This window comes from Pseudomonas sp. R3-57, assembly GCF_051132065.1.
Lineage (GTDB): Bacteria > Pseudomonadota > Gammaproteobacteria > Pseudomonadales > Pseudomonadaceae > Aquipseudomonas.
The window spans coordinates 1,456,241-1,474,970 of the sequence record NZ_CP071655.1 but is presented as its reverse complement, the minus strand read 5'-3'; the positions used below and the strand labels follow the sequence as shown (position 1 = coordinate 1,474,970).

The 18,730-nt window shown below is 60.6% G+C and carries 16 protein-coding genes and 1 tRNA gene; 12 read left to right on the top strand and 5 right to left on the bottom strand.

The annotated features are described in order from the left end of the window. The first annotated feature begins 15 nt into the window (after window positions 1–15). The 12 genes from arcD (at window position 16) to J3P93_RS06685 (ending at window position 14,775) form a co-directional block, all read left to right on the top strand. Window positions 16–1,443 (top strand): arginine-ornithine antiporter, encoded by a 1,428-nt coding sequence (arcD, locus tag J3P93_RS06740; protein ID WP_434596030.1) that lies wholly within the window; start codon window positions 16–18, stop codon window positions 1,441–1,443. 35 nt (window positions 1,444–1,478) lie between these two features. Continuing rightward, window positions 1,479–2,735, top strand: a complete 1,257-nt coding sequence (gene arcA / locus J3P93_RS06735; protein WP_434596028.1) for an arginine deiminase — start codon at window positions 1,479–1,481, stop codon at window positions 2,733–2,735. Window positions 2,736–2,804: 69 nt separating this feature from the next. Continuing rightward, complete coding sequence (locus J3P93_RS06730; protein WP_434596026.1) at window positions 2,805–3,815, top strand: ornithine carbamoyltransferase; 1,011 nt, start codon at window positions 2,805–2,807, stop codon at window positions 3,813–3,815. A 160-nt stretch (window positions 3,816–3,975) separates the two neighbouring features. Beyond that, entirely contained in the window at window positions 3,976–4,905 is a 930-nt protein-coding gene (gene arcC / locus J3P93_RS06725) for a carbamate kinase (protein ID WP_258448216.1), read from the top strand. 62 nt (window positions 4,906–4,967) lie between these two features. After that, window positions 4,968–5,330: a DUF5064 family protein gene (locus tag J3P93_RS06720; protein WP_434596024.1), complete on the top strand. Its 363-nt coding sequence runs from the start codon at window positions 4,968–4,970 to the stop codon at window positions 5,328–5,330. A 198-nt stretch (window positions 5,331–5,528) separates the two neighbouring features. Continuing rightward, window positions 5,529–7,037 carry a sigma-54-dependent transcriptional regulator gene (locus J3P93_RS06715; RefSeq protein WP_434596022.1) on the top strand — a complete coding sequence of 503 codons (1,509 nt, stop codon included), beginning with the start codon at window positions 5,529–5,531 and terminating at the stop codon, window positions 7,035–7,037. Window positions 7,038–7,468: 431 nt separating this feature from the next. Further along, on the top strand, window positions 7,469–7,852 hold the full coding sequence (gene gcvH, locus J3P93_RS06710; RefSeq protein ID WP_434596020.1) for a glycine cleavage system protein GcvH: 384 nt from the start codon (window positions 7,469–7,471) through the stop codon (window positions 7,850–7,852). Between the two features lie 11 nt (window positions 7,853–7,863). Next, window positions 7,864–10,716 (top strand): aminomethyl-transferring glycine dehydrogenase, encoded by a 2,853-nt coding sequence (gene gcvP, locus J3P93_RS06705; RefSeq protein ID WP_434596018.1) that lies wholly within the window; start codon window positions 7,864–7,866, stop codon window positions 10,714–10,716. A gap of 179 nt (window positions 10,717–10,895) precedes the next feature. Beyond that, window positions 10,896–12,272, top strand: a complete 1,377-nt coding sequence (locus J3P93_RS06700) for an L-serine ammonia-lyase (protein WP_434596016.1) — start codon at window positions 10,896–10,898, stop codon at window positions 12,270–12,272. A gap of 172 nt (window positions 12,273–12,444) precedes the next feature. Then, window positions 12,445–13,572 (top strand): glycine cleavage system aminomethyltransferase GcvT, encoded by a 1,128-nt coding sequence (gcvT, locus tag J3P93_RS06695; RefSeq protein WP_434596014.1) that lies wholly within the window; start codon window positions 12,445–12,447, stop codon window positions 13,570–13,572. A gap of 405 nt (window positions 13,573–13,977) precedes the next feature. Beyond that, window positions 13,978–14,190, top strand: a complete 213-nt coding sequence (locus tag J3P93_RS06690; protein WP_003227496.1) for a cold-shock protein — start codon at window positions 13,978–13,980, stop codon at window positions 14,188–14,190. 96 nt (window positions 14,191–14,286) lie between these two features. Next, window positions 14,287–14,775, top strand: a complete 489-nt coding sequence (locus J3P93_RS06685) for an RDD family protein (RefSeq protein ID WP_434596012.1) — start codon at window positions 14,287–14,289, stop codon at window positions 14,773–14,775. A gap of 134 nt (window positions 14,776–14,909) precedes the next feature. Here J3P93_RS06685 and nadA read toward each other — a convergent pair whose 3' ends face one another. The 5 genes from nadA to ybgF all read right to left on the bottom strand — a co-directional run bounded on the left by nadA (window position 14,910) and on the right by ybgF (window position 18,725). Continuing rightward, window positions 14,910–15,968, bottom strand: coding sequence for a quinolinate synthase NadA (gene nadA / locus J3P93_RS06680; protein ID WP_434596010.1), 1,059 nt, complete (start codon window positions 15,966–15,968; stop codon window positions 14,910–14,912). A 271-nt stretch (window positions 15,969–16,239) separates the two neighbouring features. Then, window positions 16,240–16,315 (bottom strand) — tRNA-Lys (locus J3P93_RS06675). Between the two features lie 62 nt (window positions 16,316–16,377). Next, on the bottom strand, window positions 16,378–17,070 hold the full coding sequence (gene queC, locus J3P93_RS06670) for a 7-cyano-7-deazaguanine synthase QueC (protein ID WP_130886989.1): 693 nt from the start codon (window positions 17,068–17,070) through the stop codon (window positions 16,378–16,380). 1 nt (window position 17,071) lies between these two features. Next, the gene (queE, locus tag J3P93_RS06665; RefSeq protein ID WP_434596008.1) at window positions 17,072–17,719 is read right to left on the bottom strand and encodes a 7-carboxy-7-deazaguanine synthase QueE; all 648 of its coding nucleotides are present in this window, start codon (window positions 17,717–17,719) and stop codon (window positions 17,072–17,074) included. Window positions 17,720–17,885: 166 nt separating this feature from the next. After that, on the bottom strand, window positions 17,886–18,725 hold the full coding sequence (gene ybgF / locus J3P93_RS06660) for a tol-pal system protein YbgF (RefSeq protein ID WP_090285605.1): 840 nt from the start codon (window positions 18,723–18,725) through the stop codon (window positions 17,886–17,888). Between the last annotated feature and the right edge of the window lie 5 nt (window positions 18,726–18,730).

Sequence of the window (18,730 nt, the reverse complement as noted above, 5' to 3'; positions counted from 1 at the left end):
AATGGAGTCATGCAAATGTCTGAAGCGCCCGGAAAACTAAGACTCGGTGCACTGGTTGCACTGGTAGTCGGTTCAATGATCGGTGGCGGGATATTTTCGTTGCCACAAAACATGGCCGCCAGCGCCGACGTCGGTGCAGTGCTGATCGGCTGGGCCATCACCGCAGTCGGCATGCTCACCCTCGCTTTTGTTTTTCAGACCCTCGCCAATCGCAAGCCGGATCTGGACGGCGGTGTCTACGCCTACGCCAAGGCCGGATTTGGCGATTACATGGGTTTCTCGTCCGCCTGGGGCTACTGGATCAGTGCCTGGCTGGGCAACGTCGGTTACTTCGTGTTGCTGTTCAGCACCCTGGGTTACTTCTTTCCGATATTCGGCGAAGGCAATACCCCGGCGGCGGTGATCGGCGCCTCGGTGTTGCTGTGGGGCGTGCACTTTCTGGTGCTGCGCGGAATCAAGGAAGCGGCGTTCATCAACCTGGTGACCACGGTTGCCAAGGTCGTGCCGCTGCTGCTGTTCGTGCTGATCGCGGTCTTCGCGTTCAGACTGGACATCTTCACCGCCGACATCTGGGGCGTGAAAAACCCTGACCTGGGCAGTGTGATGAACCAGGTGCGCAACATGATGCTGGTCACCGTGTGGGTGTTCATCGGCATCGAAGGCGCGAGCATCTTCTCGGCCCGGGCGGAAAAACGTTCGGACGTCGGCAAGGCCACGGTGATCGGTTTCATCACCGTGTTGCTGTTTCTGGTGCTGGTCAACGTGCTGTCGCTGGGCATCATGACCCAGCCGGAACTGGCGAAACTGCAGAACCCGTCGATGGCCGCCGTGCTTGAGCATGTGGTCGGGCACTGGGGCGCGGTGCTGATCAGCGTCGGCCTGATCATCTCGCTGTTGGGGGCGCTGCTGTCGTGGGTGCTGCTGTGCGCGGAGATCATGTTCGCCGCCGCCAAAGACCACACCATGCCGGAGTTTCTGCGCAAGGAAAACGCCAACCACGTACCGGTCAACGCCCTGTGGCTGACCAACGCGATGGTGCAGGTGTTCCTGATCATCACGCTGTTTTCGGCGAGTACTTACCTGTCGCTGATCTACCTCGCCACGTCGATGATTCTGGTGCCGTACCTGTGGTCGGCGGCTTACGCCCTGCTGCTGGCAGTGCGTGGCGAGAGTTACGAAGGCTTCGCCGCCGAGCGGCGCAAGGACCTGATCATCGGCGGCATCGCCCTGATCTATGCGGTGTGGCTGCTGTACGCCGGCGGGGTCAAGTACCTGCTGCTGTCGGCGCTGCTGTATGCGCCCGGCGCGATTCTCTTTGCCAAAGCCAAACTGGAACTCAAGCAACCGGTTTTCACCAACGTCGAGAAGCTGATTTTCGCCGCAGTGGTCATAGGCGCCGTGGTGGCGGCCTACGGTCTCTACGACGGCTTCCTGACGCTGTAACCCCTGATTGAATTGTCATCTGGAGGAACACTGAAATGACCACGGAAAAAGTGAAGTACGGCGTCCACTCCGAAGCCGGGAAACTGCGTAAAGTCATGGTCTGCTCCCCAGGTCTGGCCCATCAGCGGCTGACCCCGAACAACTGCGATGAACTGCTGTTCGACGACGTGCTGTGGGTGGCGCAGGCCAAGCGCGATCACTTCGACTTCGTCACCAAGATGCGCGAGCGCGGCATCGATGTGCTGGAAATGCACAACCTGCTCACCGACATCGTCGCCATCCCCGAGGCACTGGACTGGATTCTCGAGCGCAAGGTCACCGCCGACTCGGTGGGCCTGGGCCTGATCAACGAAGTCAAATCCTGGCTGAAAAGCCTCGAGCCACGGCACATTGCCGAGTTTCTGATTGGCGGTGTTTCCGCCGATGACCTGCCGGACAGCTTCGGTGGCAAGACCATCCAGATGTTCCGCGACTTCCTCGGCCATTCCAGCTTCATTCTGCCGCCGCTGCCGAACACCCAGTTCACCCGCGACACCACTTGCTGGATCTACGGCGGCGTGACGCTCAACCCGATGTACTGGCCGGCGCGCCGTCAGGAAACCTTGCTGACCACCGCCATCTACAAATTCCATCCGCAGTTCACCAACGCCGAATTCGAGATCTGGTACGGCGACCCGGACAAGGATCATGGCAGCTCCACCCTTGAGGGCGGCGACGTCATGCCGATCGGCAATGGCGTGGTGCTGATCGGCATGGGCGAACGTTCGTCGCGTCAGGCCATCGGCCAACTGGCGCTGAACCTGTTCAAAAACAAAGCCGTGGAAAAAGTCATCGTCGCCGGCCTGCCGAAATCCCGCGCGGCGATGCACCTGGACACCGTGTTCAGCTTCTGCGACCGCGACCTGGTGACGATCTTCCCGGAAGTGGTCAACCAGATCGTCGCCTTCACCCTGCGCCCTGACGACAGCAAACAGGGCGGCATCGACATCCGCCGCGAAGAAGGCAGCTTCCTCGACACCGTCGCCGCGGCGCTCAACCTGGCCAAGCTGCGCGTGGTGGAAACCGGCGGCAACAGCTTCGCCGCCGAACGCGAGCAATGGGACGACGGCAACAACGTGGTCGCGGTGGAACCGGGCGTGGTCATCGGCTACGACCGCAACACCTACACCAACACCCTGCTGCGCAAGGCCGGTGTGGAAGTCATCACCATCAGCGCCGGCGAACTCGGCCGCGGCCGCGGCGGCGGCCACTGCATGACCTGCCCGATCATCCGCGACCCGATCGATTACTAAACCTCTGAGCCCTGGCTGGCGCTTACCGAGTGCAGCCAGGGGGATAACCGACACCGAAGGAGATCCATCATGGCTTTTAATATTCACAACCGTAATTTGCTGAGCCTCGAACACCACACCCCTCGCGAATTGCGCTACCTGCTCGACCTGTCCCGCGATCTGAAACGCGCGAAATACACCGGCACCGAGCAACAACACCTGAAGGGCAACAACATCGCCCTGATCTTCGAAAAGACCTCGACCCGCACCCGTTGCGCATTCGAAGTCGCGGCCTACGACCAGGGCGCCAACGTCACCTACATCGACCCGAATTCCTCGCAGATCGGCCACAAGGAAAGCATGAGGGACACCGCCCGCGTGCTCGGGCGCATGTACGACGCAATCGAATACCGTGGCTTCAAACAGGAAATCGTCGAGGAGCTGGCGAAGTTCGCCGGGGTGCCGGTGTTCAACGGCCTGACCGATGAGTATCACCCGACCCAGATGATCGCCGACGTGCTGACCATGCGTGAGCACGCCGACAAGCCGATCCATGAAATCAGCTACGCCTACCTCGGCGATGCGCGCAACAACATGGGCAATTCGCTGCTGCTGATCGGCGCCAAACTGGGCATGGACGTGCGCATCTGCGCGCCGAAAGCCCTGTGGCCGCTGGATGATCTGGTTGAGCGTTGCCGTAAATATGCGGAAGAAAGTGGCGCACGTATCACTCTGACCGAAGATCCCAAAGAGGCGGTCAAAGGCGTCGACTTCATTCACACCGACGTCTGGGTGTCGATGGGCGAGCCGGTGGAAGCCTGGGCCGAGCGCATCCAGCAACTGCTGCCGTACCAGGTCAACGCCGAACTGATGAAAGCCAGCGGTAACCCGCGCACCAAGTTCATGCACTGCCTGCCGGCCTTTCACAACAGCGATACCAAGGTCGGCAAGCAGATTGCCGAGCAGTATCCGCACTTGAAAAACGGCATCGAAGTGACCGACGACGTGTTCGAGTCGCCCGCCTGCATCGCCTTCGAGCAAGCGGAAAACCGCATGCACACGATCAAGGCGATTCTGGTCTCGACCCTGGCTGATCTGTAACTGATCGACCCGGTCCCTGTGGGAGCTGGCTTGCCAGCGATTGCGGTGTGTCAGCCGACATAGACACTGACTGATACACCGCCATCGCGGGCAAGCCCGGCTCCCACAGGGATCGCATTCGTCCTGCACGAACTCACTGTTTTCTAGAAGGACATGCACCATGCGTATCGTCGTAGCTCTGGGCGGTAACGCCCTGCTCCGCCGTGGCGAGCCGATGACCGCTGACAACCAGCGCGCCAACATCCGCATCGCCACCGAGCAAATCGCCAAGATCCATCCCGGCAACCAACTGGTCATCGCCCACGGCAATGGCCCGCAAGTCGGGCTGCTGTCGCTGCAAGCGGCGGCCTACACCTCGGTCAGCCCTTACCCGCTGGACGTCCTCGGTGCTGAAACCGAGGGTATGATCGGCTACATCATCGAACAGGAACTGGGCAACCTGCTCGACTTCGAAGTACCGTTCGCCACCCTGCTGACCCAGGTCGAAGTAGACGCCAACGACCCGGCTTTCAAGAACCCGACCAAACCGATCGGCCCGGTCTACGACAAGGCCGAAGCGGAAAAACTCGCCGCCGAGAAAGGCTGGGCGATTGCCCCGGACGGCGACAAATACCGTCGCGTGGTCGCCAGTCCGCGGCCGAAACGCATCTTCGAAATCCGCCCGATCAAATGGCTGCTCGACAAAGGCAGCATCGTGATCTGCGCCGGGGGTGGCGGGATTCCGACCATGTACGACGAGCAGCGCAACCTCAAGGGCATCGAGGCGGTGATCGACAAGGACCTGTGCTCGGCGCTGCTCGCTGAACAACTGGAAGCCGATCTGCTGGTGATCGCCACGGACGTCAACGCGGCGTTCATCGACTACGGCAAACCGACGCAGAAAGCCATCGCCGAAGCGCACCCGGATGAACTCGAACGCCTCGGTTTCGCCGCTGGCTCCATGGGACCGAAGGTGCAGGCAGCCTGCGAATTCGCGCGCCATACTGGCAAGGTCGCGGTGATCGGCTCGCTGGCCGATATCGAAGCGATCGTGCAGGGCACCGCCGGTACCCGCGTGACCACGGCCAAGCCGGGCATCAGTTACCGATAACAAAAAACGCCAAGGGCAGGCCGAGGTCTGCCCTTCTCCCATGCCTTGAAAGGAGTAACTCAATGGCCCAATTCGAACCTGGTCATCTGCACATCGAACGGCATGCGTTGACTGACGATGACGTCAATTACAACGTCTGCCTGGACTACGAAGTGTTCACCGATCCGCAGAAAGGCAAAGGCATTCAGTTCACCCTGCATGGCAGCATGCAAGGCAAGGACGTGAAGGAGGTGTTTTTCCTGCCCAAGGAAGAGGCTTACAACTTCGCCCGCGATGTCACACGGATCGCCGAGAAGTACGGAATCCCCAAGACCCACAGCCAGATCGGTTCGGTGCACAAGCATTACGATCTGATGTTCGAGGATATTCGGCAGAAGCTGAATATGCACTCGGGGGATCCGGTCAATCCCGAGCACTTCGAATAACCCCCTTCCCGTGATCGTTCCCACGCTCTGCGTGGGAATGCCGCCACGGACGCTCCGCGTCCGCTGTGACGCAGAGCGTCACGGGATGCATCCCCACGCGGAGCATGGGAACGATCGGCGCAGGACACAGATTTCACCAATCCCCCGCCCCAAGGCATACTTGCGCCCTCCCCGCCCTGCAGATCACTGAACCGCCCCATGCGTATCCACGTCAGCTTTATCGACCGCGTCGGCATTACCCAGGAAGTCCTGGCTATCCTCGGTGGGCGCAATCTCAATCTGGATGCGGTGGAGATGATCCCGCCGAACGTCTACATCGACGCGCCGACCCTGAGCGCGCAAGTGCTCGAAGAGCTCAAGGATGCGCTGTTTCGGGTGCGTGGCGTCGAGGCGGTGACGGTGGTCGACATCCTTCCCGGCCAACGTCGACACCTGCAACTCGATGCCCTGCTGGCGGCGATGACCGACCCGGTGCTGGCCCTCGACAGCGCCGGCAAGGTGCTGCTGGCCAACCCGGCGTTGATCGCGTTGTACGGTCGCGAACCGGCCGGGGAAAGTGTCGCGGAACTGTTCAACGATCCGGCGCTGCTCGACACCCTGCTCGAACAGGGCTTCCGCCTGCCGCTGCGCGAGATCACCGTCAATGGCCAGACCTTGCTGCTCGACGCCACGCCGATCACCGACGCCGGCGCCCTGCTCACCCTGTATCAACCGAACCGCATCGGCGAACAACTCTCGGCGTTGCACCATGACCACGCCGAAGGCTTCGATGCGCTGCTCGGCGAATCCCCGGCGATCCGCACCCTCAAGGCCCGCGCGCAACGGGTTGCCGCGCTGGATGCGCCGCTGCTGATCCAGGGCGAAACCGGCACCGGTAAAGAACTGGTCGCCCGCGCCTGCCATGCGATCAGTGCGCGCCACAGTGCGCCGTTTCTTGCACTGAACTGCGCAGCCCTGCCGGAAAACCTCGCCGAGAGCGAACTGTTCGGCTACGCCCCCGGCGCCTTTACTGGCGCGGCGCGCGGTGGCAAACCAGGGCTGATGGAGCTGGCCAACCAGGGCACGGTATTTCTCGATGAGATCGGCGAGATGTCGCCGTATTTGCAGGCCAAGCTGCTGCGTTTCTTGAACGACGGCAGCTTTCGTCGGGTGGGCGGTGATCGCGAAGTGAACGTCGATGTGCGCATCCTCAGCGCCACCCATCGCGATCTGGAAAAAATGGTCAGCGAAGGCCTGTTCCGCGAAGACCTGTTCTATCGCCTCAACGTGCTCAACGTCGAAGTGCCGCCGCTGCGCGAACGCGGCCAGGACATTCTGCTGCTCGCGCGCTATTTCATGCAGCAGGCCTGCGCGCAGATTCAGCGCCCGGTCTGCCGCCTCGCGCCGGGGACTTACCCGGCGCTGCTCGGCAACCGCTGGCCGGGCAATGTGCGCCAGCTACAGAACGTGATCTTCCGCGCGGCGGCGATTTGTGAAAGCAGCCTGGTGGATATCGGCGACCTCGACATCGCCGGCACCTCGGTTGCGCGGCAGACCGACACTGATGTCGACAGCCTCGAACAGGCAGTCGAAGGGTTCGAACGCGAGCTGCTGGAAAAGCTCTACGTCAGCTATCCCTCGACCCGGCAACTTGCCAGCCGTTTGCAGACCTCGCATACGGCGATCGCCCATCGGCTGCGCAAGTACGGCATTCCCAACAAGCCCTGAACACAACGCAAAAACCTGTGGGAGCTGGCTTGCCAGCGATGACGGCGGCACAGGCACCATTGATGGTGACTGGTCCACCGCTATCGCTGGCAAGCCAGCTCCCACAAGGAAAGGGGCGGATTCGAAATCCGCTCAAAAACGCCCTCCATCTGTACTGAAACCGCTACAGTGGAACGATACCAATACAGCCTTCCTCGATCACCGCTGTGCAAGGCTTTGATCCCGCTCAGCTTTTTTCTTCGCCTACCACTGTAGCGATTTCGCTACACCTATCGCCTTATCCCCGCATTCATTAATCGCTAACTCATTGATTAAAAACGCAAAAACCTTATTGGCCGCATTCTTGCTACTCATTCCCTCATCAATAAGGGCATCACTGCCCACGCTTTCCACCGCGTCCACCAGACGAGTCTGGCCCCTGAGGAGTTTCCATGAGCGAGTTGCGTTTTACTGAAGATCACGAATGGCTGCGCACCGAAGCTGACGGCAGCGTTACTGTCGGCATTACCGCTTTCGCGCAGAACGCCTTGGGCGACGTGGTGTTCGTGCAACTGCCTGAGCTGCAGGCCTACGAAAAAGGCGCCGAAGCCGCCACCGTGGAATCGGTAAAAGCTGCCAGCGGCGTGTACATGCCGCTCGATGGCGACGTACTGGCAGTCAACCCGGCGCTGGAAGATGCTCCGGAACTGGTCAACGAAGATCCGCTCGGCCAAGGCTGGTTCTTCCGCTTTCAGCCAAGCGACGCGTCGGCAGTAGCCAAACTGCTCGACCAGGACGCTTACGACCGTCTGATCAAAGCCCAAGCCGAAGCCTGAGGAATAACGTCATGACCCAAGTAAACCTCGGCACTGCCAACGAATTCATCGCCCGTCACATCGGCCCGCGCGCCGGCGACGAGCAAGCCATGCTCAACAGCCTCGGCTTCGATTCCCTCGAAGCCTTGAGCGCCAGCGTCATCCCGGAAAGCATCAAGGGCACCAGCGTGCTCGGCATGGACGACGGCCTCAGCGAAGCCGACGCGCTGGCGATGATCAAATCGATCGCCGGCAAAAACCAACTGTTCAAAACCTACATCGGCCAGGGCTACTACAACTGCCACACGCCGTCGCCGATCCTGCGCAACCTGCTGGAAAACCCGGCCTGGTACACCGCGTATACGCCGTACCAGCCAGAGATTTCCCAAGGCCGTCTCGAAGCCCTGCTGAACTTCCAGACGCTGATCAGCGACCTCACCGGCCTGCCGATCGCCAACGCTTCCCTGCTCGACGAAGCTACCGCCGCTGCCGAAGCCATGACTTTCTGCAAACGCCTGAGCAAGAACAAGGGCAGCCACCAGTTCTTCGCCTCGATCCACAGCCACCCGCAAACTCTCGACGTGCTGCGCACCCGTGCCGAGCCGCTGGGCATCGACGTGGTCGTGGGCGATGAGCGCGAACTGACCGACGTGACGCCGTTCTTCGGCGCACTGCTGCAATACCCGGCCAGCAACGGTGACGTGTTCGACTACCGCGAACTGACCGAACGCTTCCACGCTGCCAACGCTTTGGTTGCCGTGGCCGCTGACCTGCTGGCTCTGACCCTGCTGACCGCGCCGGGCGAGTTCGGCGCTGACGTCGCCATCGGTTCGGCGCAACGCTTCGGCGTACCGCTGGGCTTCGGTGGCCCGCACGCCGCGTACTTCTCTACCAAAGATGCGTTCAAGCGCGACATGCCGGGCCGTCTGGTCGGGGTTTCGGTTGACCGCTTCGGCAAGCCGGCCCTGCGTCTGGCCATGCAGACCCGCGAGCAACATATCCGTCGCGAGAAAGCCACTTCGAACATCTGCACCGCGCAGGTGCTGCTGGCCAACATCGCCAGCATGTACGCCGTCTACCACGGCCCGAAAGGCCTGACCCAGATCGCCAACCGCGTGCATCACCTGACCGCGATTCTGGCCAAGGGCCTGGCCGCGCTGGGCGCCAAAGTCGAACAAGCCAGCTTCTTCGACACCCTGACCGTAGCCACCGGCGCGCAAACCGCCGCGCTGCACGACAAGGCGCACGCGGCGCAGATCAACCTGCGCGTGATCGATGCCGAACGTCTGGGCCTGTCGGTCGACGAAACCACCACTCAGGCGGATATCGAAACCCTGTGGGGCCTGTTCGCTGATGGCAAGACCCTGCCGGACTTCGCTGCGCTGGCCGCGTCGGTGCAGAGCAGCATTCCGGCCTCGCTGGTTCGCCAGTCGCCGATCCTCAGCCACCCGGTGTTCAATCGTTACCACTCGGAAACCGAGCTGATGCGCTACCTGCGCAAACTGGCGGACAAGGACCTGGCACTGGATCGCACCATGATCCCGCTGGGCTCGTGCACCATGAAACTCAACGCCGCGAGTGAAATGATCCCGGTGACCTGGGCCGAGTTCGGCGCCCTGCACCCGTTCGCCCCGGCCGCACAAAGCGCCGGTTACCAGCAACTGACCGATGAACTGGAAGCGATGCTCTGCGCCGCCACCGGTTACGACTCGATCTCGCTGCAACCGAACGCCGGTTCGCAAGGCGAGTACGCCGGCCTGCTGGCGATCCGCGCCTACCACCAGAGCCGTGGCGATGAGCGCCGCGACATCTGCCTGATTCCGTCGTCGGCCCACGGCACCAACCCGGCCACCGCCAACATGGCCGGCATGCGCGTCGTCGTCACCGCGTGCGATGCGCGTGGCAACGTCGACATCGAAGACCTGCGCGCCAAAGCCATCGAGCACCGCGAACACCTCGCCGCGTTGATGATCACTTACCCCTCGACCCACGGCGTGTTCGAAGAAGGCATCCGCGAAATCTGCGCGATCATTCATGACAACGGCGGCCAGGTGTACATCGACGGTGCCAACATGAATGCGATGGTCGGCCTCTGCGCACCGGGCAAGTTCGGCGGCGACGTCTCGCACCTGAACCTGCACAAGACCTTCTGCATTCCTCACGGCGGTGGCGGCCCTGGCGTCGGCCCGATTGGCGTTAAGTCGCACCTGACGCCGTTCCTGCCGGGCCACGGCCAGATGGAACGCAAGGAAGGCGCGGTCTGCGCAGCACCGTTCGGCAGCGCGAGCATTCTGCCGATTACCTGGATGTACATCCGCATGATGGGCGGCGCCGGTCTGAAACGCGCTTCGCAACTGGCGATCCTCAATGCCAACTACATTTCCCGTCGCCTCGAAGAGCATTACCCCGTGCTGTACACCGGCAGCAACGGCCTGGTCGCGCACGAGTGCATTCTCGATCTGCGCCCATTGAAAGACAGCAGCGGCATCAGCGTCGATGACGTCGCCAAGCGCCTGATCGACTTCGGTTTCCACGCCCCGACCATGTCGTTCCCGGTCGCCGGCACGCTGATGATCGAGCCGACCGAAAGCGAATCCAAAGAAGAACTGGATCGCTTTTGCGACGCCATGATCCGCATCCGCGAAGAAATCCGCGCAGTGGAAAACGGCACCCTGGACAAGGACGACAACCCACTGAAAAACGCCCCGCACACCGCAGCGGAACTGGTGGGCGAGTGGACCCACCCGTACAGCCGCGAGCAAGCGGTGTACCCGGTGGCGTCGCTGGTTGAAGGCAAATACTGGCCACCCGTCGGTCGCGTCGACAACGTCTTCGGCGATCGCAACCTGGTGTGCGCCTGCCCGTCGATCGAAAGCTATGCTTAAAAAAAGCAGCTGCAAGCTTTGAGCTACAAGCTGCAAGTCAGGGCAGATCGGGTTCTGACTTGCGGCTGTTGTTTTGCAGCAGCAATTGCAGTGTGAACACAAGCTGCAAGGAATACCCGATCCGCCTTTCACTTGCAGCTTGCAGCTAAAAGCTCCCAACTGCTCCGCAGGAGCCCCCCATGTCGTTAAGCGTGTTCGACCTGTTCAAGATTGGCATCGGTCCCTCCAGTTCACACACCGTCGGGCCGATGCGCGCGGCGGTGCGTTTCGCCGAAGGTCTGCGGCGTGAAAACCTGCTGGCGGCCACCGCCAGCGTTCGCGTCGAGCTGTACGGTTCGCTCGGCGCCACCGGTAAAGGTCACGGCAGCGATAAAGCCGTGTTGCTCGGCCTCGAAGGCGAGCACCCGGACACCGTCGACACCGAAACCGTCGCCGCGCGTCTGCAAGAGATTCGTGGCAGCGGCCAACTGAATCTGCTCGGCGAACAGAGCATTGCCTTCAACGAGAAAGAACATCTGGCGATGATTCGCAAACCGCTGGCCTATCACCCCAACGGCATGATTTTCCGCGCCTTCGATGCGGCGGGGCTGCAGGTTCGCAGCCGTGAGTACTACTCGGTGGGCGGTGGTTTTGTCGTCGATGAGGATGCGGCCGGTGCCGACCGCATCGTCGAGGACGCCACACCGCTGACGTTCCCGTTCAAAAGTGCCAAGGACTTGCTCGGGCATTGCAGCACCTACGGTCTGTCGATCAGCCAGGTGATGCTGACCAACGAAAGCGCCTGGCGCCCGGAAGCAGAGACCCGCACCGGACTACTGAAAATCTGGCAGGTCATGCAGGACTGCGTCGCTGCAGGATGCCGCAACGAAGGCATTCTGCCGGGTGGTTTGAAGGTCAAACGCCGGGCGGCGGCGCTGCATCGGCAGTTGTGCAAAAATCCGGAATCGGCATTGCGCGATCCGCTGTCAGTGCTCGACTGGGTCAATCTGTATGCGCTGGCGGTCAACGAAGAAAACGCCAACGGCGGGCGCGTGGTCACGGCGCCAACCAACGGCGCGGCGGGGATCATTCCGGCCGTGCTGCATTACTACATGCGTTTTATCCCCGGCGCGAATGACGACGGCGTCGTGCGTTTTCTGCTGACCGCTGCGGCGATTGGCATTCTCTACAAGGAAAACGCTTCGATCTCCGGCGCTGAAGTCGGTTGTCAGGGTGAAGTCGGCGTCGCCTGTTCGATGGCGGCCGGCGCGCTGTGCGAAGTGCTCGGCGGCAGCGTGCAGCAAGTCGAGAACGCCGCAGAAATCGGCATGGAACACAACCTCGGCCTGACCTGCGACCCGATTGGCGGACTGGTGCAAGTGCCGTGCATCGAGCGCAACGCGATGGGCTCGGTGAAAGCGATCAACGCGGTGCGCATGGCGATGCGCGGCGACGGCCAGCATTTCGTCTCCCTCGACAAAGTCATCCGCACCATGCGCCAGACCGGCGCCGACATGAAAAGCAAATACAAGGAAACCGCCCGCGGCGGCCTGGCGGTCAACATTATCGAATGCTGATTACGAACTCAGCCAAACGTACTAGCGCCCTCTCCCTCCGGGAGGCAACGCAATCAACTCCCTCTCCCTCCGGGAGACTACACAGTTAACTCCCTCTCCCTCCGGGAGAGGGCTGGGGTGAGGGGCTTTTGATCTTGCCTTTCACCTGAACCGAATTTCATAGGAGCCACGCATGTCCACCGAACAACATCTCTCGAAAACCCCGCTGCACGCGCTGCACCTCGAACTCGGCGCGCGCATGGTGCCCTTCGCCGGCTACGACATGCCCGTGCAATACCCGCTCGGCGTGATGAAAGAGCACCAGCACACCCGCGAACAGGCCGGCCTGTTCGACGTCTCGCACATGGGCCAGATCCGCCTGACCGGCGCCAACGCCGCCCAAGCCCTGGAAACCCTGGTTCCGGTAGACATCATTGACCTGCCAGTGGGCATGCAGCGTTACGCGATGTTCACCAACGAGACCGGCGGCATCCTCGATGACCTGATGGTCGCCAACCTCGGCAACGGCGAACTGTTTCTGGTAGTCAACGCCGCGTGCAAGGATCAGGACCTGGCGCATCTGCAACAACATATCGGCGATCAGTGCACCATTACAGCGCTGTTTGAAGAGCGCGCGCTTCTGGCGCTGCAAGGTCCGGCAGCCGTTACCGTGCTGGCACGACTGGCTCCGGACGTGGCGAAGATGACCTTCATGCAATTCGCCCGCGTCAATCTGCTGGGTATCGACTGCTTTGTCAGCCGTTCGGGCTACACCGGTGAAGACGGTTTCGAAATCTCCGTACCCGCCGCTGACGCGGAAAAACTCGCACGCGCCCTGCTCGCCGAACCGGAGGTCCAGGCCATTGGCCTCGGTGCCCGCGACTCGCTGCGTCTGGAAGCCGGCTTGTGCCTGTACGGCCACGACATGAACACCGAGACCACGCCGATCGAAGCCAGCTTGCTCTGGGCAATCTCCAAGGCGCGTCGCGCGGATGGCGCGCGGGCCGGCGGTTTCCCCGGCGCGGAGCAGATTTTCGCGCAACAGCAGAACGGCATCGCCCGCAAACGCGTCGGCCTGCTGCCGCAGGAACGTACGCCAGTGCGTGAAGGCGCAGAGATCGTCAACGAAGCCGGGGAAATCATCGGCAGCGTGTGCAGCGGCGGTTTCGGCCCGACGTTAGGTGGGCCGTTGGCGATGGGTTATCTCGACAGCGCATATGCCGCGCTTGAGACACCGGTGTGGGCCATCGTGCGTGGGAAAAAGGTGCAAATGCTTGTAAGCAAAATGCCATTTGTTCCGCAACGCTACTACCGTGGTTGATTGACTGTTTCTATAAGTAACGCGATTGCGTTATGCGTGCACTGATGTGTAACGCAATCGCCACAAAAAAGTGCATTACCCGACGTTTGATTCGAATATGAACTTTACTTATAACCTTTGAAAACAAGCGAACAAGCCAACCTTGTAAGGCTGCACTAACAAACTGCCAAAATGCCAGCAAGTGCCGTAAAACCGGGCGCTTCACGGGGCTTGTTTTTTCTCCCGTAGTTGGCGTAGAGTTCGTTCACTGTGTTTGCATGGGTCAGCTTGGAATCGTGACCTGGGCAGTAGCCTACAAGTTAGCTACATCCCGCTCGACGTCTTCTTACTCTCCTGCAACCAGCCCCAGTACTCTTTCATGAGAAAGAGACTGTCATTAATTTAATGCGTCAAAGGAAATAAGAAATGTCCACACGTCAGAGCGGTACCGTCAAGTGGTTCAACGACGAGAAAGGTTTTGGTTTTATCACTCCTGAAAGCGGTCCGGATCTGTTCGTGCATTTCCGTGCCATTCAGGGCAACGGCTTCAAGAGCCTGAAAGAAGGCCAGAAAGTGACTTTCGTTGCTGTGCAGGGCCAGAAAGGCATGCAGGCTGACGAAGTACAAGCCGAAGCCTGATTTCTGCTACGAAAAAGCCCCTGATATTGATATCAGGGGCTTTTTTGTGCGCGCGAATCCGTAAAATGCCGTTTCCCTTCGCGTCCAGAGGCTGCCATGTCGAAAAACCTGCTCACCCCACAGGGCGACTTTCCTGCCGTCGATCTTGGTCGGCGTCTGGCCGCAATGTTTTATGACTTTCTGCTGTGCACCGCCCTGCTGATCGTCACCGGCTTCGTATACAAGCTGATTCAGGCCGCAATTATTGGCGAAGAACGCCTGCGAGTGATGACCGATGCCGGGCAACTCGATGGCGATCCACTCTACTCGACGGTGCTGCTGCTGGTGCTGTTCGGCTTTTTCGCCAAGTTCTGGACCCATGGCGGGCAGACGCTGGGCATGCAGGTGTGGGGCATTCGCGTGCAGAACGCCAATGGCACGGCAATCAGCCTGTGGCAGGCGCTGCTGCGCTTCATGGTATCGATTGCGTCGTGGCTATGCGTTGGGCTGGGATTCTTCTGGTCGCTGTACGACAAGCAGAAGCGCACCTGGCATGACATCTACTCGGATAGCCATGTTGTGCGGATCCCGAAGAAGACCAGATAATTTCCGAACACCCAAAACCAATGTAGGAGTGAGCCTGCTCGCGATAGCGGTGTGTCAGTCAATATATTCGTTGTTTGACACACCGCTATCGCGAGCAGGCTCACTCCTACAGGTTTGTTTGTTGCCTGAAAGATCTAGGCGTTACCGGCCAGCTTCATCCGTGCCGCCTGGGTAAAGTCCAGCATGCGCTTGAGCGGCCGGATCGCCTGTGGGACCAATGCCGGATCAACAAAAATCTCGTTCGTGCCTTCCTTCAAGCTCTTCAGCGTGCGCTCAAGGGTGTTCATGGCCATCCACGGGCAATGTGCACAACTGCGGCACGCGGCGCCGTTACCGGCGGTGGGCGCCTCGATGAAGACCTTGTCCGGGCACAGCTGCTGCATCTTGTAGAAGATGCCACGGTCGGTCGCCACGATCAGGGTCTTGTTCGGCAGGCTTTGTGCTGCGGCAATCAACTGACTGGTCGAGCCGACGGCATCGGCCAGCTCGATCACCGAAGTCGGCGACTCCGGGTGCACCAGAATCGCCGCGTCCGGGTACAGCGCTTTCATGTCTTCGAGCTGCTTGGACTTGAACTCTTCGTGAACGATGCAGGCACCGTCCCAGAGCAGCATGTCGGCGCCGGTCTTGCGCTGAATGTAGGTGCCGAGGTGCTTGTCCGGGCCCCAGATGATCGTCTCGCCGTTGTCCATCAGGCTTTCGACGATTTCCAGCGCGCAACTCGAAGTCACCACCCAGTCGGCACGCGCCTTTACCGCTGCCGAGGTGTTGGCGTAGACCACGACGGTACGTTCCGGGTGCTGATCGCAGAACGCCGAGAACTCATCGACCGGGCAACCGAGGTCCAGCGAGCAGGTCGCCTCCAGGGTTGGCATCAGCACGCGTTTTTCCGGGTTGAGAATCTTCGCCGTCTCGCCCATGAACTTGACGCCAGCGACCACCACGGTCTTGGCCGGGTGGGCATTGCCAAAGCGCGCCATCTCCAGCGAGTCGGACACGCAACCACCGGTTTCCTCGGCCAAGGCCTGAATCACCGGATCGCAATAGAAGTGAGCCACGAGCACCGCGTCCTGAGCCTTGAGCTCGGCGGCAATGGCGGCACGGTAATAGGCCTCCTGCTCGGCCGTCAGCGGTTTGGGCTGTTTGGCATCGAGGTGGGCTTGAACCAGAAGGCGTTCGGAAATTTGCGTCATGTTCGCAAGACCTGCAGGCGCATTCGCGCGAAAGTCGAGTATACACCCGGCTCCGGACCGCTAGAGGGTACCGCCGGGAGAGTGAGTAATATCAGGCACGGACAGCGTTGAAGCTGCGCAAGGCTACAGAATATCCCGTTGATACAAAAGATGATTCTGACCTGTGTCAGCGCAGGCATCGGCGAAACAGGCAATGGCCGGATTGCAGGCAAAAAAAAACCCGGAAATCCTCACTTTCGTGGGCCTTCCGGATTTTCTAAACCGCCAAATATGGTGGGTCGTGTGGGATTCGAACCTACGACCAATTGGTTAAAAGCCAACTGCTCTACCAACTGAGCTAACGACCCGCTGTGTGGTGGCGCGTATAATACTGATTTTTAAGGACTATTCAACACCTTTTTGAAAAAAATCAAAAATAAGGGGTTGGATCGTCCACACCCGCTGCCGCGAAGCCTTCTGCGCGCAGTCGGCAGCTGTCGCATTTGCCGCACGCACGGCCGTTATCATCGGCCTGATAGCAGGAAACGGTCAGGCCATAATCGACGCCTAGCTTCACACCGGCCTGGACGATCTGCGCCTTGCTCAGGTTCTGCAGCGGCGCCTGGATGCGGAAGCCATTGCCTTCAACGCCAGCCTTGGTCGCCAGATTGGCCATGCGCTCGAACGACTCGATGAACTCCGGGCGGCAATCCGGGTAACCGGAATAATCCACCGCATTGACGCCGATGAAGATGTCACGAGCGCCGAGCACTTCTGCCCAGCCCAGTGCCAGCGACAGGAACACCGTGTTGCGTGCCGGCACGTAAGTGACCGGAATGCCCTCGCCCAGCTCTTCTGGAATGTCGATGCTGGTGTCGGTCAATGCGGAGCCGCCCATGCCATTCAGATTGAGACCGATGACCTTGTGCTCGACCACGCCCAGATCGCGAGCCACGCGCGCAGCGGCGTGCAATTCGGCGTGCGAGCGCTGGCCGTAATCGAAGCTCATGGTGTAGCAGGCATAACCTTCGGCACGGGCCATGGCCACCACGGTGGCCGAATCGAGGCCGCCGGACAGCAGGATGACCGCACGTTTTTCGGTAGTGTTCAGTTGTTCAGTCATCTCAGCGCCCCGGCTCGTCATTCCAAAGATATTTGTGCAACTGCAATTGCAGGCGCACCGGCAGATTGTCCGCCACCACCCAGTCCGCCAGCTCGCGCGCATTCAAGTCATGGTGACTGGGGGAAAACAGTACTTCCCCGGCGCGGCGGTCGAGACCGTACTGAATCAGTTTCGATACCGCCCAGTCGTAGTCATCGCGCGAGCAGATGACGAACTTCACCTGATCGTTGGGCGTGAGCAATTCGATATTTTCGTAGCGGTTGCGATGGGCTTCTTTCGAATCCGGCGTTTTCAGATCCACAACGCGACTGACGCGCGGATCGACCGCCGAGACGTCGAGGGCGCCGCTGGTTTCCAGCGAGACCTCATAGCCGGCATCACACAACTGCTTGAGCAAAGGAATGGCGTTCGGCTGGGCCAGCGGCTCACCGCCGGTGACGCAGACGTAGCGCGGGCGAAACCCGGCGACCTGCTCGAGGATGTCGTCAAGGGTGCGCACGGTGCCGCCGCTGAATGCATAGGCGCTGTCGCAGTACTGGCAACGCAAGGGGCAACCGGTCAGGCGCACGAAAACCGTGGGCAGCCCGGCAGTCCGCGTTTCCCCCTGCAACGAGTAGAAAACTTCGGTGATTCTCAATGTGTCTTGCATAGTCGCCACGGGCGTAACAGCTAAACAGGCTGTCCGCCTCCGTCAGGCACTTCAGGCAATCCCGCCAACGCGTGGACCGCAAGAAGCGTGTTTCAGAAAAAGGGCGTGAATTCTAACGAAAAAACCCGCGACAAGCGCGGGTTTCTTCCAAACGGGTCAAGCCTGCTTACATGCGTTGCAGATCGCGCTGGGCCAGTTGCGCGGCGGAAGTCCCCGGATACTGGGAAACCACCTGCTGCAAAATGCCTTTGACCTTGTCGGTGTGACCGAGGCGGCGCTCTACGTCAGCCAGCTTGTACAGCGAATCCGGCACCTTGTTGTGCTTGGGATATAGCTGCGAAACCTTGGCAAACGCCTGACCTGCACCTTGCAGATCGCCTTTGGCCAGGTTCACTTCGCCCAGCCAGTACTGGGCGTTGCCCGCGTACTGGCTGTTCGGGTATTTACGCAGGAAAGCGGCAAATGCCTGGCTGGCCTTGTCGAAATCCTTGGCTTTGATCAGGTCGAAAGCGGCATCGTAATACAGCTTTTCCTTGGCCGGATCAGCCGGTTCGCTACCTGCGGCAGGCGCTTGGGCAGCCGTGGCAGCCCCCGCACCCGCGGCAGCACCGGCAGCAGCACTTGCATCGCCACCGGCAGAAGAATTCTCGGGAGTCGCGGCTGGTGCAACGCCGGATCCTATGCGCCGATCAAGATCCTGGTATCGCTCCAGGGATTCCTGCTTCATGCGCGCAACCTGATTCTGCAGTTCTTCGATCACGCCTTGCTGGCGCGAGATCTGATCCTGCATCTGTTGCAATTGGTTGAACAGCATGCCTTGTGCCGAGGCAGGGGCCGAAGCCGCTCCCCCGGCATAGGCGCCGTTCGTACCGTAACCCGCAGGCGGATAACTGCTCCCGCTATTGTTATAACCGGAGTTGTCATCGACCACAGGAACCGCAGCCCACGCCGCAAGCGGCGCGAGGCTGAGAGCCAGAACAGTTACAGCACGACGGCACGTTCGCATATCGA